A 14,239-nucleotide genomic window follows, 5' to 3' on the forward strand; every position below is an offset into this window, starting at 1 on the left:
TTGATGAATGTCTTCGCAGCTAGATTCCCTGATTCGAACACATGTCCTAAGATGCTCTGCGTGACCATCCTGCATGCCGATCTCGACGCTTTCTACGCGTCGGTCGAGCAGCGCGACGACCCCTCGCTGCGCGGTCGTCCGGTGCTGGTCGGCATGGGAGTGGTCCTCGCGGCGAGCTACGAGGCCAAGGCGTGCGGCGTCCGCACACCCATGGGTCTCACCCAGGCCCGGGCGCTTTGCCCGCGCGCCGTCGTGGTTCCGCCCCGCATGCACGCGTACGCCTCGGCGAGCAAGGCGGTCTTCGAGATCTTCCGCGACACGACGCCGATCGTGGAGGGCATCTCGATCGACGAGGCCTTTCTCGACGTGACCGGTCTCTACAAGATCCGCGGCCCGGCTCGCGACATCGCGGCGCGCCTGCGCTCCGACGTACGGGAAAAGGTTGGTCTGCCCATCACGGTCGGCATCGCCGGCACGAAATTCCTGGCCAAGGTCGCGAGCGGCGTCGGCAAGCCCGACGGCCTGCTCGAGGTGCTGCCCGGCAAGGAACTCGAGTTCCTGCACCCGCTGCCGGTCGAGCGGCTGTGGGGCGTCGGCCCGGTCACGTCGGGAAAGCTCCGCACCCACCAGATCACCACGGTCGGCCATGTGGCCCGCGTCGGCGAGGCCGCCCTGGTCAGCCTGCTCGGCGCCCACCACGGCCGCCACCTGCACGCGCTCGCGCACAACCGGGATCCCCGCCGGGTCCGGGTCGGCCACCGACGCGGCTCGATCGGTTCGCAGTGCGCCCTCGGCCGCCGCCCCCGCCCGTTCGCCGAGATCGATGCCACCCTCGCCGCCCTGGTCGACCGCGTGACCCGCCGCATGCGCGGCGCCAACCGCGCGGGCCGCACGGTCACCCTGCGCCTGCGCTTCGACGACTTCGGCCGCGCCACCCGCTCCCGCAGCCTGCTCAAGGCCACGATGCAGACCCGCACCATCCTCGAGACCGCCCGCACCCTGCTGATCGAGGCCCGCCCGCTGATCGAGACCCGCGGCCTGACCCTGGTCGGCGTCGCCGTCAGCAACCTCGACAGCGACGGCAACGTCCAGCCGTCCCTGTTCGACGAGATGTCCGACGACCGCCTCGACGTGGCGATGGACGCGGTCCGCGACCGCTTCGGCTCGAAACTGCTCACCCGGGCCGCGACCCTGGGCCGGGACCTGAACCCCTCGGTCCCGATACTCCCCGACTAGACCTTGCTGTCGTACCAGGTCAGCACCCGTAGCGCCCGGAGGGTGTTCCACCGGCTCGGGTGGCCGTCGCCCTCCTCCAGCGGGAAGTGCACGGCGCCGCGATGGGTGTTCTCCAGCGGCCAGGTGCCGTCGGTCCGGCGCTTGACGCGGACCAGCTCGATCGCCTCCTTCACCCGCGGGTCGGGCGTCTCGCCGACTTCCGCGAAGTGCTCCAGCCCGCGCAGTACGTCGTAATGCCACCGTGGCGGGAACGAGAAGCTCAGATACCCCTCGTTGACGACCTCGCCGGTGCTGAGCCGCCGGAACAGGCCGCGCTCGAGCAGGTACTCCTCGCCTCGTCGCCGCGCGGCCGTGGCGGCGGTGGCCGTGCCCGTCGCCCGCTCGTACGCCAGCAGGCCCTCCAGCACGTTGATCGTCGAGTCGAACGACGAGCGCACCGACCCGAACTCGGCCTCGCAGTTCCACCCGCCGTCCGCGAGCTGCCCGCCCACCAGCCGCTCGACGATGCCGCTCACGTCGTACCCGAAGTAGACGCCGAGCGTGACCGTCCGCCCGTTGATGCAGGGCTCGCCCTCGCCGTGGAAGATCGGCTCGTCGTTGTACTCCCATTTCGAGCCCGCGGCGGCCCGCGCCACCGCCTGCCGCACCCGCTCGTCGGCCGGGTCCGCCCCGAACAGCCGCAGCATCGTCAGCGTCGGCTCGGTCGCCGTCCAGGCCTGCCCGTCCGGCCCGGGCCCGGCGTCCCCCGCCGGGAACAGCGACCCGCCGGCCCATTGCCCGTCGGGGTCCTGCAGCTCCAGCAGCCGAGCACCCCACCCCTCGGTGGCCACCCGCGCCCGCTCCGCCGCCACCACGTCGGCGGGTGCGCCGGCGAGATCGCGCAACACCTGCCACCGCACGGCCGGGTCACTCTCGAGCATCCACTCCAGAACGGTCATCGCCCGAGAGTAGATGCCTTCCCGCGGACGACGGGGGCAAGACCTTGGGATGCCGCCTCAAACAGCCCTGGCCTCGACTCGGCGATACCCCCGGCCTCGCCCTCTCCGGTTTCCGGCATCAGCGGCAAATCGGCCGCCGCGACCGGCCGCACCCACCGCAACCAGGCAGACGCCGAAGACCACGGCGAGCCTCTTTGCCGGTCAGCGAACACAAATTCGCCGGGCTGGCTGCGCCTGGTCCGGGTGGTGGGCGGGCGGCGGCGTCACGCTACTGTTCGCGGCGGTGCGACTACGCCGGAGGGGGCACCGCATGGAGGGACTCGGTCCGCCGGGGAGGCCGTCCTGGGAGTCGTCCGGTGCTCATATGCTGACCCCCGTGTCCGTATCCGTATCCAACAGGACGGTGATTATGGCGGGACAGGTCGTCACGTACGCGGTGGACGATGTTGCGGTCTCGTTCGAGATCGACCCGGTGGACGGCTTCGTCCCGGCTACCTCGTCGGACGAGGTGGTGGGTCGCGTGCGGGACGCGCTGCAGCCGGCCGTGGCCGCCGCCCGGGCCGTCCTCGACCAGGTCAAGGACATGTCGCCCGACCGGGTCGAGGTCAAGTTCGGCGTCAAGGTGACCGGCACCATGAACTGGCTGGTGGCCAAGGCGGCCACCGAGGGCAACTTCGAGGTGACCCTGGCCTGGGACCCGGCCGCGCTCAGGCCGACTCGCGAATGACCAGCGTCGGCTGAAAGGTCACCGACCGCGGCAACCGCCCGGGAGTGGCGATGTGGGCGAGCAGCACCTCGGCCATCTCCGCCGCCATCTCCTCGACCGGTTGGCGCACGGTGGTGAGCAGCGGCCGGCAGTCCAGAGCCGCGCTGCTGTCGTCGAACCCGACCACGGCGATGTCGGACGGCACCTGCCGCCCCAGATCCTGGACCGCCCGCAGAGCCCCCTCGGCCATCAAGTCGTTGGCGACGAAGAGGCCGTCGATGTCGGGATGAGCCGAGAGCAGCTGCCGCGCCGCCGCCTCGCCACCGGAGCGGGTGAAATCGCCCTCGATGGTCGGCACCTCGGCAAAGCCCCGTGACACCAGGTAGTCCCGGAATCCTTCGAGACGGTCGAGCCCGGACGGAATGTCCAGCGGCCCGCTGATCGTTGCCAGCCGCTCGCATCCGCGGCGGAGCAGATGGTCGGCGGCCAGCCGGGCGCCCAGCCGCTGGTCGACATCCACGTAACTGACGGCGATGGGCGAGGTCGGCCGGGCGGACACGACCGCCGGAATCCCCAGGTCGTGCACCTGCCGCGGCAAGGTGTCCTGCTCGTGACTGCTGATCAGCAGAACCCCGTCGACATGCCCCTGCCGTAAATACCGTACGACCTGATGATGGTCTGTTGAATCGGTAGGTATGACGACCAGATGGATGTCGTGGGGTCGTAGCGCACTGGTCGCCCCGGCGGTGATCCGCCCGAAGTAGGGGTCGGTGAAGATGCGGTTCAGGAACGAGTTGTTGTCGGGCCGGTCCGGCTCGCTGATCACCAGCGCGACCGAGTTCGAACGCCGCGTGACCAGGCTGCGGGCCGCGACGTTCGGCACGTAGCCGGTCTCGGCGATCGCCCGCTGGACCATCTCGCGGATCTTGGCGTCGACGCTGGGGGCGCCGTTGATCACGCGGGAGACCGTGGCCCTCGAGACACCGGCGGCCTCGGCCACCTGGTCCATCGTCGGGTGTTGGCCGCCGCGGGCGGGCCGGGAATTCATGCGGTCTGTTATAGCACCGGAACGGTACGCGGGGAGAGCGCTCTCACGGGGCGGGGTGCCGCCGTCGTCCATGGCGGCACCCCTCGTCATGTCAGGCCGTCACTGATAGACGCGGACGTAGTCCACGAGCATCTGGGACGGGAACGGCGTGGTGGCGTCGACGGCGCCCGGCCAGTCGCCGCCCACCGCCAGGTTGAGGATGATGTAGAACGGGTGCTCGTAGATCCACGCGCCCTTGGTGTTCTCCACCGTCTCCCGGCTGGCGTAGAAGACCTGGGTGTTGTCGAGGAAGAACTTGATGCCCTTGCTGTCCCACTCGGCGGCCCAGGTGTGGAAATCGGCGGAGAGGTCGGCGTTGCCGGCGGCCTTGTAGGGCGAGCCGTACCCGCCGCCACCGTTGTACATCGGCGCGTGCAGCGTCGAGTAACTGGTGAACGTGTCCTTGCCGAGCACCTCCATGATGTCGACCTCGCCGTTGTACGGCCAAGGTCGCCCGGTCAGGAAGTCGGCGCCCATCATCCAGAACGCCGGCCAGAAGCCCTGACCCTTCGGCACCTTGATCCGCGCCTCGACCCGGCCGTACTGGAACGTGAACTTGCCGCCCGTGTTCATCCGGTGTGACGTGTAGTCACGGCCGCCCACCGTCTCCTTACGGGCGGTCATCACCAGATGTCCCTGTCCGTCCATCGCGGCGTTGTTGCCGTTGGTGTAGTACTCCTGCTCGCCGTTCTGGCCGGTGCCGGAGTCGATCGTCCACTTCGAGGTGTCCACGCCGGAGCCGGACGCGCCGTTGAACTCGTCGTCGAAGACCAGCCGGGTCGCCGGGAACGTCGGGTCGGCCGGCTTCGCGGGCGGCGCCGTCGGGTTGCCGCCGGTGCCGTAGACGCTGAACTCCCACAGCGAGTAGCCGTACGGCCCGCTGCGCGCCGTGCCGTACATCCGCACGTAGCGCCCGGAGCCGGTGGCGTTGATGACGTCCTTGAACCCGTCACCCGTCGTGGTCGAGTAGATCGTCGTCCAGTTCGCCGCGTCGCCGGAGACCTGGATCTGGTACGCCTTGCCGTAGGCCGGGTCCCACTGCAGCACGACCTGGCTCACCTGCGCCGTGGCGCCCAGGTCGACGTAGATCCAGCCCGGGTCGACCCAGCCGGTGGTCGGGTTCGTCGCCCAGCGGCTCGCCGGGTCGTTGTCGAACGCCTTGTCCGCGGTGCACGGCTGGCATTGCGCGTCGTTCTGCTCCGTCGACGCCCGCGCCGGCTTGGCGTACGAGAGCAGCTTCGCCCCGCCCGCCGAGGTCGGCGGGGTCGTGGTCGGGGTGGTCGGCGGCGTGGTCGTCGTGCCGCCGGAGAACACCTGGAACTCCCAGAAGGAATAGCCGTAGGCCTCCAGCGCGCGCTGCGTCAGGTTGATCCGCACGTACCGTGCATTTCCGGTAACGGCGATGCTCTGCTGCCCGCCACCACCGGTGGTCGTCGCGTACGCCTGAGAGTAGTTGGACCCGTCCGTCGAGAACTGAATGGTGAAGGCCTTCGCGTACGCGGCCTCCCAGTTGATCGCGATCCGGCTCACCGCGGTGCTGGCGCCGAGATCGACCTGCCACCACTGCGCGGCCGACCACGTGCTGGCCCACCGCGTGCCGTTGTTCCCGTCGACGGCTTCCGAGGCCAGGTAGGCGCCGGCCACCTCGGTCGACGAGGCCGTTGCCGGTTTGCCCAGCGAGACGACCACCTCGGCCGCCGACGCGCTGGGCGAGTTCGCGATCAGAAAGGTCGCCAGCAGGCCGGCCAACCCGGCACTGAAGGCGAGGAAGCGGGTCGGTGACGGCCGCCGGCGGCGCGTCGCGAGCCCGTCCAGGACTGGGGATGTCATGGGCGACTCCTATGAGGGGGACGAGCGATCTCCCGTCGGGGATTGAGAGAGCGCTCTTCTGTCCGACACTCTGAACCGCCGTCTCAACCCCTGTCAATGCCTGCTAGCGGCTCGGGAAGCGCTTCCCGATCTTGGCCGCCAGATCGACGCAGGTCGACACACTTCTCCGCGTCGGTTCCGGAACTGGAAGACACTTGGCGCCACCCGTGGCCGAGTCAGGAGATCAGGCGGCGAACCCGGGTCCGCACCCGAGGATCGGGATCGTCGGCGAGCGCCCCGCGCAGGGCGTCGTGCGGATGCCACTCCGGCTTGTGCCCCAACAGCCAGACGTAGGCGCGCCACACGTGAACCGTCGCGTTCCACGAATAGAGGTACAGCCGCGGTCCCTCCATGGCAGCGATCGCACGGCCCGCCGCCTGCCGGGTGCGCCGGTCGTCCGCCGTGCGAAAGTCGTCGCGCCACGGCGGATCGAGCGGGCTGAGGTATCGGCCCCGCAGCGCGGCCTCCGCTGCCGGCCCGCCGATAGCCTTAAGCCGGGCTGCCGCCGCGGTCCGGGCCCAGCGTACGGCCGGCTCGGGCCTGCCTATGACGCCCGCGAGGGTGGCGATCTCCCGTTCGTCGGCCGGCTCGGTCAGCCCGCGGATCGCGGCCGCCGCCAGATGCGACCATCCGACCGGCCAGGTCGACGCGGCGCCCGGCGAAATGGCATCGACCCGGTCGAGCAGCCGCAGCCGATCCGCCGGCCCGGCCACCGATGCGAGTGCGGTCACCGCGACGAGCCGCTCCCAGTCGTCCGGCGAATCCCACCACCGCCTGACGGGCCACCGATCCCGCGCCCAGCCCCTGGAGGATCTCGGCCACCCGGGCCAGATGGTCGACATACAACACGGCGCCGTGGAAGAGCCGCCCCCGGTGCACCCGCGCGGCCATCCGGCGCGTTCCCGCCAGTCCCATGACGAGATCTGACCGCGTTGGTGGGAGACTCGCGGGGTGACGTTCCGTGGCTGGCCGAGTGAGGCGTTGGAGTTCTACGAAGGGCTCGCGGCCGACAACTCGAAGACGTACTGGACCGCGCACCTCGAGTTCTACGAGCAGCAGGTGCGGGACCCGATGCGGGAGCTGCTCGCGGCCCTCGAGCCGGAGTTCGGGGGCGGGAAGATCTTTCGGCCGTACCGGGATGTGCGGTTCAGTAACGACAAGTCGCCGTACAAGACTCATCTTGGGGCGTGGCTGGAGGCCGGGGGATACATCCAGCTGTCCGCGGACGGGCTCGCGGCCGGTGCCGGGATGTACCAGATGGAGTCGGACCAGCTCGATCGCTATCGCCAGGCGGTCGCCGGGGACCGCACGGGGCGGCAGCTCACCGAGATCATCGCGTCGATCGAGAAGGCGGACATCGGCGTACACGGGCATGGCAGTTTGAAGACCGCACCCAGGGGCTATCCGAAGGATCACCCCCGGGTGGATCTCCTGCGCCACAAGGGCATCACCACCTGGAAGGAGTGGGAGCCCGCGGCCTGGCTCGGCACCGCGAAGGCGCAGGCCAGGATCGTCGAGTTTCTCCGGGCCAGCCGGCCGCTACGCCAGTGGCTCGACGACCACGTCGGCCCGCACCGGTTGTGACCGCCGGGCCGCCAGCGCGAAGAGCGCGACGGCCGGAAGCAGGAACAGGCCGGCCACCGACAGGCCGGCGCCGAGCGAGCGCCGCTGGGCCACCACGCCCACCGGCGGTCCGCCGGCGATCTGCCCGAGCGCGTCGGCCTGGGCCTGGATCGAGAACACGGTGGCTCGCGACTCCGGGCCGGTCGCCGCGACCAGCCACACGTTCATGATCGGGTCGGCGGTGTCCCGCAGCAGGCGCACCAGCAGGTAGAGCGGCACCGCCACCCACCACTGTCCACTGAGGCCGAAGGCGATCATGCCGGCGGCCGTCACCGCGTTCACCGCCGCCAGCAGCCGGCCCACCCGCCGCGGGTGCGTGGTGTCGAGCCGCCGCCCGAGCATGCCCGTCGCCACGATCGAGCCGAGCGCGGCGATCATCGCGAGCCCGCCGAAGACGAGCTCGATCGGCCGGTCGCCCAGCATGGGCAGCAGGAACGGCTGGCTGAGCCGGTCGAAGCCCTCGCTGCTCAGCCCGGCGAAGAACGTGCCGGCGACGATCCCCGCGAGCAGCGCGCTGCCCCGGACCGCGCGGCCGCCGGTCACGACCTGCCGGCGCATCGACCGCCAGGACCCGTGGGTGGTCGCGCTGGGTGCCCACCGTTCCTCTTTCATCAGGACCATGAGGAGTACGCCGAGAGCGACCGTAACCAGGCCTCCGGCCACGATCGGGACCGCCAGCGCGAACGACGCGAGCCCGACCGCGGCGAGAATGCCGAGCAGCGATCCGGCCTGTGCCAGCTGACCGCCCCGCACGAACGCGGAGGTCACCCGGTCGGGCTCGATCTCGTCTGCGGCCCAGGCCTCCTCGGCCCCGTCGACGCAGACCGCCCCGATCGACCAGATCACGTTCGCGACGAGGATGGCCGTGAACGACGGGAACAGGCCCCAGACGAGTAGGCCGGCACCCATCAGCAGGTAGCCGACGATCACCGACAGGCGACGGCTGACCACGTCGGCGATCACGCCGGTGGGCACCTGGGCGACGAAGCAGACCCCCTCCATCACCGTGCCGACCAGCACGAGCTGCAGCGGCGACAGCCCGACGACGGTCGCCTGATAGACGAGGTTGAGGGTGAACGCGGTCCTGGCGGCGAACGAGCCAAGCCCGCAGACAAGCAGATACAAACGATAGGGCGACATGCGAAAGCTCTCCGGGATCGGAATGTCCCGGTGCTCGGGGGTGCGCGCCGCTTGCTAGAGGGTCATCGGCCCGGCAGACCGCGCACAGCACCGGAGGAACACACGATGCCGCGCGGGGTTGTCATGCCGAGGATTCTGGCGGCGCCCGGGCGGCCGGGTCAAGCGGATTCGGCGCGCGGGGCCGGATGCGGCGCGCGGAGCCGGATGCGGCGCAAGGGGCCGGATGCGGCGCGCGGGGCCGGATGTGGCGCGCGGGGCCGGATGTGGCGCGCGGAGCCGGATGCGGCGCGCGAGGCCGGATGTGGCGCGCGGGGCCCTACGTCAGTGCGCGAGGCGGCGGAAGATGTGCGGGGCCATGGTCAGGCCGGCCCACAGGACCACGGCCGTGACGCCGAGGGCGAGGCTCGCCGCGCTGGCGACGGTGCCGATCGCCGAGGCGGCCACCAGCATCGGGATCGTTCGCACGGCCATTGCCCCGCCCAGCGAGCGGGCCGCGGCCGCGTAGGCGAGATCGCGGGTGACCGCGTCGGGCTCGGCGCCGGCGGCGATGCGGGCGTCCATGTCGCCCTCGAAGGCGGACTGGCTCAGCCCGGCCAGGAACTGCGCGACCAGCACCATCGGCGCGAAGGCGGGCGCCAGGACCCAGCCGGCCAGCATGCCGAGCCCCCACAACGACCAGCGCAGCACGACCGGCAGATGCAGCCGGCCGATCCAGCTCACGGCCGTCGTGGAGAGCAGGCACCCGAGGCTGAACGCGACCGCCGCCCCGGCCACCCAGGTGTCGCCGTGCAACTCCTCGGTGACCGGGATGGCGAGCAGGGCCGGCCCACCCGCGACCAGCATGACCGCGAATCCAGCCGCCAGCGTCCGCGGCGACGGCAGCCGGAAGGGCTGTCGCCGCGAATGCCGGAACCGGCCCGCGAAAGATGGCCCGTCGCCCGGAACTGCGGCGCGGGCGCGATCGGCTGCGCCGCGCGGACGGCGGGCGAAGATGCGGGAGCGGCGGGCGGTCAGCACGGTCGGCAGCAGCGAGCCCAGGTAGATCACGAAGACCGCGTGGAGCAGCCAGCCGGTGGGGTAGCCGTCGGGGCCGGTCGGCAGCAGCGCGGCCAGGGCCGTCCCGGCCGCCTCGACCCCGGCGATGCTCACCGCGTAGCGGGTCATCGAACGCGGCGACGCGTCGACGGCGCTGACCTCGGCCCGCATCCCGGCGAAGCCGGCCCAGGCGGCGACGTGCATCAGGACGATGGTGGCGGCGATCGCGGCGGGCGGTGCCCCCGCGACCAGGCCGCCCAGCACCGCGAAACGCAGCACCACCTCGACGCCGGCGGCCGCGCGCAGCAGCGTACGGCCGTCGAGCCGCTGCGACAGCCAGCCGGTGACGGGGGCCGACAGCACGACGCCGCCGAGCATGGCCGCGTTGTAGAGGGCGGCCTCGGCCAGCCCGCCGCGCGCGGTCGCGAGCAGCACCACGACGGTCCAGCCGACCGCGATGCCGAACGAGTCGACGATCCCGGAGACCAGCAACTCGCGAACCCGCCCCGCACGCCGCAAGCCACCGGGCCGAGCCCGGCGCCGCCCGGGCCGGCCGGGAAAGACAGGGCGCCGGCCGGTCAGGTCATCGGGCGGCACGCGGGTCGCCCGTGCCGACGAAGATCGGCGTGGGCGGCGGGAAACCGTTGAACGAGGACGCGTAGGCCAGCGTGTACGCGCCCGCCGAGCCGAAGTAGAGCACGTCGCCGACGGTGACCGTGGCGGGCAGCTTCACCCCGTACGCAATCGTGTCGGAGCTGTCGCACGACGGACCGGTCAGGGTGAACGGAAGCTGGGGGGCCTCGGGGTCGTCGGGAAGGGAGCTCCGCATCGGATAGTCCCAGCCGCCCGGCGTCTGCAGCGGCTCCATCAATCCGTGGTACGCGCCGACCTCGAGGTACAGCCAGTGCTCGTCGCCGCGCATCTCCCGGCCGATGACGGTCGCGGCCATCACCGAGGACTCGGCGACCAGGTGCCGGCCGGGCTCGGCGGCGATCAGGCCGGGGCGGTAGGGCAGGCCCGCGAGCTCACCGGCGATGACCTCGCCGATCTGCTCGATCGACGGCTCGCCGGCCAGGTACCGGGCCGGGAAGCCGCCGCCCAGGTCGAGCATCTCCAGCTCGATGCCGTCGGCGCGCAGGCGTTCCATCAGCGTGCCGGCCGCGCGGATAGCGGTGCGCCAGGCGCCCGTGCTCTCGCACTGCGAGCCCACGTGGAAGGTGACCCCGTACGGCCGCAGCCCGAGCCGGCGAGCCAGCAGCATCAGGTCGTACGCGTCCTCGACGTCGGTGCCGAACTTGCGGGACAGCGGGAAGACGCTCGTGCTGTCGTCGACGGCCAGCCGCACGTAGACGGCCGCGCCCGGCGCCCGCTCGGAGATCTTGGCGAGCTCGCCGGGGGAGTCGAAGGCGAACCGCCACAGGCCCATGCCGGCCGCGGCCGCGATCTGGCCCGGCGCCTTGACCGGGTTGCTGTAGAGCACGCCCGCCGGGTCGACGCCGAGCGCCTGCAGCATCCGCAGCTCACCGATCGAGGCGACCTCGAAGCTCGACCCGCGCGCCGCGAGGGTCCGCAGAATCTCCGGCGACGGGTTGCACTTCATCGCGTAGAACGTCGAGACCCCGGGCATCGCCGCGCCGAACGCCGCGTACCGGGCGGCGACCGTGTCGAGATCGGTCACCAGGTACGGCGTCGGCAGGTCGATCACCCGCAGCGCGTCGGGGGTGAGCGACTGCGGCCAGGCGCCGGTGGCGAGCGAGGACGCGAGGGTGCCCGTGCTCATGTGACTCCTTGGGAAACCCGGGGGAAGGGGGAAGGTTTCAGCGGACGGCGTCGGCGCCGTCGAGGAACAGGCGGCCCGCCTCGTCGGCCGGCACCGGCCGCGAGAAGTAGTAGCCCTGCGCGAAGTGGCAGCCCATCTCCCGCAGCGCCGCGAGCTGGCCGAACTCCTCGATGCCCTCGGCGACCGTGGCCATGCCGAGGCTCTTGCCCAGCTGCACGATCGTGTCGGCGAGCGCGGTGTCGTCGGTGAGCGCGCCGAGCCGCTCGACGAACGAGCGGTCGATCTTGAGGGTGTCGACCGGGAAGCGGCGCAGGTACGCCAGCGACGAGTAACCGGTGCCGAAGTCGTCGATCGCGAGCGTCACGCCGAGCGCCTTCAGCCGCAGCAACTGCTCGAGGTTGTCGTCGGTGTCGGTCATCAGCACGCTCTCGGTCATCTCGAGGCAGAGCTGGTCGGCCGGCATGCCGGTCTCGGCCAGGATCCCGGCGACCACCTCGACGAGGTCGGCCCGGTCGAACTGGCGTACCGAGACGTTGACGGCCATCTTCACCGGGCGGCCGTCCGCGGCCTGGGTCCACTCGACGGCCTGCCGGCACGCCTCGTTCAGCACCCAGCGGCCCAGCGGCACGATCAGGCCGGTCGCCTCGGCGATCGGGATGAACTCGGCCGGCGTGATCATGCCGCGCTCGGGGTGCTGCCAGCGGGCGAGCGCCTCGAAGCCGATGACCTCGCTGGTGGCCAGGTCGACCGTGGGCTGGTAGTGCAGGTGCAGCTGACCGCGCTCGAGGGCGAGCCGCAGGTCGGCCTCCAGCTCGAGCCGCGCGACCAGCCCGGCGAGCATGTCCGGGTGGTACGCCGCGAAGCAGCCGCCCCCGGCCGACTTCGCCTTGTACATGGCCAGGTCGGCGTTGCGCATGAGCTGCTCGGCGCCGTCGCCCTCGGGCTCGCCCAGCTTGCTGGCCGAGGCGAGGCCGATGCTGGCCTGCACGTGGATGTCCCGGGTGTCGCTGCCGAACGGCTGCTCGAGCACCTCGACGATGCGCCGGGCGACGCGCTCGGCGTCGTCGCTGCCGTCGCCGGCCAGCGAGGCCTCGATCAACACCGCGAACTCGTCGCCGCCGAAGCGGGCCACCAGGTCGTTGTCGCGCACCGAGGCGCGCAGCCGGTCGGCGACCTGGACGAGCAGCTGGTCGCCGGCGAGGTGGCCGAGGCTGTCGTTGACCTCCTTGAACCCGTCCAGGTCCAGGAACAGCACGGTCACGTCGTCGGAAGCGCTCCGCTTGCGGAGAGCCTCGGCGACCCGCTCGCGGAACAGCGCGCGGTTGGCGAGCTGGGTCAGCGCGTCGTGGTACGCCTCGTGCACCAGCTGGTCCTGCAGTTCCTTGCGCTCGCTGATGTCGCGGGTGTTGAGCACGAGGCCGCCGACGCTCGGGTCGGAGAGCAGGTTCGTGATGGTCATCTCGGCCTGCCGCACCCGCCCGTCCCGGTGCCGCACGGGCAGCTCGAGCACGGTCGTCGCGTACGGCCGGCCGGCGACCTGGCGCAGGGCCTGGGCCAGCCGGATGCCCGACTCGGGGTCGAGCAGCTTGGTGAGCCGGCGCCCGGTGAGCATGTGGGCCGGGTAGCCGAAGACGCGCTGCACGGACTCGCTCTGGTAGAGCACGTCGGCCTCGGGGGAGACCACGGTGACCACGTCCGAGCTGTGCTGCACGAGCGCGTGGAACCGTTGCTCGCTGGCGAACAGCTCGGCCGTGCGGTCGGCGACGCGGGTCTCGAGCGTACGGGTGAGGTCGCGGTTTTCCCGGAGCGTGAGCAGCTGCCGCCCGACGATGAGCAGGATCAGCGCCGACCGGGTGTACGCGACGAACAGATTGCTGTGCCCGGTCTTGGCGTACCAGACGACGGTCGTGACCAGCGCCGCGAGCACGGCGACGTACGGCAGCAGGATGCCGACCGGCTGGTTGCCCTCGATAGGCCCGGTGTTTTCGTCGCGCTCCGCCGGGATCGGCTTGGTCGCGGCCAGCAGGATCAGCGAGAAGCCGGCGAACCAGCCGATGTCGGTGACCCCGCCCGACGAGTACGCGCCGGTCAGGTTCAGGTACGCGTAGCAGATGTCGGAGCCGGCGAACGCGACGATGCCCGCGCCGACCAGCGCCAGGTGGCTGAAGGTGCGCCCGTGCCGCCGCTGCTGGGCCAGCATGTACAGCACGATCGTCACGATGACCACGTCGCCGAGCGGGTAGGTCAGGCTCACGTAGAGCGCGAGCGCCGTGTCCTGCCCCGCCTCCAGCAGCGGCGCGACCACGAAGATCCAGGCGATCAGCACCAGCGACGCGGCGACCATCAGGCCGTCGAGCACGCTGCGCACCCGGTTGGCCAGCGCCTGCGCGCTGCTCGGCAGGACCAGGAGCCCGATCGGGGTGAGCAGCACCATGCCCAGGTAGCCGAGGTCGGCGACCGACGGGAACGGCGCCTCGATGTTCCGGAACGTCTCGAGGTAGACCCAGGCGCACTGCCCGAGCCCCCAGCTGAGCACGCCGAGCCCGATGAACGCCCAGCCCCACCGCATCCGCCCGGCGAACTGCTGCGCCCGCAGCAGACAGGCGACCGCGGCCGTGATGGCCGCATAGCAGAGCCCGAAGTTGGAGACGGACTGCGCGACCCGTGGCCCGCCGGGGGCGATGCTGAGCACCGCCGCGAAGGCGACGACGACGGCGGCCACCACGAGGCACAGCCGTGTCCAGCGGCTCAGTGCGACTCTGCCTACCATCAGCTCTCCGCCTCCGGGTGGGATCCGTCCCGAGATGAACGGATGTACCGCAGAT

11 protein-coding genes are annotated in these 14,239 nt (G+C 71.4%); 3 read left to right on the forward strand and 8 right to left on the reverse strand.

Going from position 1 to position 14,239, the window contains the following annotated elements; all coding sequences use genetic code 11:
- Positions 1-51 precede the first annotated feature (51 nt).
- Complete coding sequence (gene dinB, locus A3CQ_RS0117985) at positions 52-1,236, forward strand: DNA polymerase IV (RefSeq protein ID WP_020512338.1); 1,185 nt, start codon at positions 52-54, stop codon at positions 1,234-1,236.
- Here dinB and A3CQ_RS0117990 read toward each other — a convergent pair.
- Positions 1,233-2,174, reverse strand: coding sequence for a hypothetical protein (locus A3CQ_RS0117990; protein ID WP_020512339.1), 942 nt, complete (start codon positions 2,172-2,174; stop codon positions 1,233-1,235). The two genes, dinB and A3CQ_RS0117990, sit on opposite strands and share 4 nt — an antisense overlap.
- Positions 2,175-2,583: 409 nt before the next feature.
- Here A3CQ_RS0117990 and A3CQ_RS0117995 point away from each other — a divergent pair, with 409 nt between their 5' ends.
- A complete protein-coding gene (locus A3CQ_RS0117995; RefSeq protein ID WP_020512340.1) occupies positions 2,584-2,901 on the forward strand; it encodes a CU044_2847 family protein in 318 nt (105 codons plus the stop codon).
- On the opposite strand, the gene A3CQ_RS0118000 is transcribed toward A3CQ_RS0117995, so the two are convergent.
- From A3CQ_RS0118000 to A3CQ_RS0118010, 3 genes are all read right to left on the reverse strand, one after another.
- Positions 2,882-3,928, reverse strand: a complete 1,047-nt coding sequence (locus tag A3CQ_RS0118000) for a LacI family DNA-binding transcriptional regulator (RefSeq protein WP_040432547.1) — start codon at positions 3,926-3,928, stop codon at positions 2,882-2,884. The two genes, A3CQ_RS0117995 and A3CQ_RS0118000, sit on opposite strands and share 20 nt — an antisense overlap.
- A 99-nt stretch (positions 3,929-4,027) precedes the next feature.
- Complete coding sequence (locus A3CQ_RS0118005) at positions 4,028-5,797, reverse strand: galactose-binding domain-containing protein (RefSeq protein ID WP_020512342.1); 1,770 nt, start codon at positions 5,795-5,797, stop codon at positions 4,028-4,030.
- 215 nt (positions 5,798-6,012) lie between these two features.
- Entirely contained in the window at positions 6,013-6,567 is a 555-nt protein-coding gene (locus tag A3CQ_RS0118010) for a hypothetical protein (protein ID WP_020512343.1), read from the reverse strand.
- Positions 6,568-6,787: 220 nt separating this feature from the next.
- Here A3CQ_RS0118010 and A3CQ_RS0118015 point away from each other — a divergent pair, with 220 nt between their 5' ends.
- A complete protein-coding gene (locus tag A3CQ_RS0118015; protein WP_020512344.1) occupies positions 6,788-7,420 on the forward strand; it encodes a DUF2461 domain-containing protein in 633 nt (210 codons plus the stop codon).
- On the opposite strand, the gene A3CQ_RS0118020 is transcribed toward A3CQ_RS0118015, so the two are convergent.
- The 4 genes from A3CQ_RS0118020 to A3CQ_RS0118035 form a co-directional block, all read right to left on the reverse strand.
- Complete coding sequence (locus A3CQ_RS0118020) at positions 7,376-8,599, reverse strand: MFS transporter (RefSeq protein ID WP_020512345.1); 1,224 nt, start codon at positions 8,597-8,599, stop codon at positions 7,376-7,378. The genes A3CQ_RS0118015 and A3CQ_RS0118020 overlap by 45 nt on opposite strands.
- A 321-nt stretch (positions 8,600-8,920) precedes the next feature.
- On the reverse strand, positions 8,921-10,126 hold the full coding sequence (locus A3CQ_RS0118025) for a hypothetical protein (RefSeq protein WP_020512346.1): 1,206 nt from the start codon (positions 10,124-10,126) through the stop codon (positions 8,921-8,923).
- Between the two features lie 91 nt (positions 10,127-10,217).
- Positions 10,218-11,414 carry a type III PLP-dependent enzyme gene (locus tag A3CQ_RS0118030; RefSeq protein WP_020512347.1) on the reverse strand — a complete coding sequence of 399 codons (1,197 nt, stop codon included), beginning with the start codon at positions 11,412-11,414 and terminating at the stop codon, positions 10,218-10,220.
- A 37-nt stretch (positions 11,415-11,451) separates the two neighbouring features.
- Positions 11,452-14,184 (reverse strand): putative bifunctional diguanylate cyclase/phosphodiesterase, encoded by a 2,733-nt coding sequence (locus A3CQ_RS0118035; RefSeq protein WP_051115275.1) that lies wholly within the window; start codon positions 14,182-14,184, stop codon positions 11,452-11,454.
- Positions 14,185-14,239 lie beyond the last annotated feature (55 nt).

It is taken from the genome of Paractinoplanes globisporus DSM 43857 (assembly GCF_000379645.1).
Classification (GTDB): Bacteria; Actinomycetota; Actinomycetes; order Mycobacteriales; family Micromonosporaceae; genus Actinoplanes; species Actinoplanes globisporus.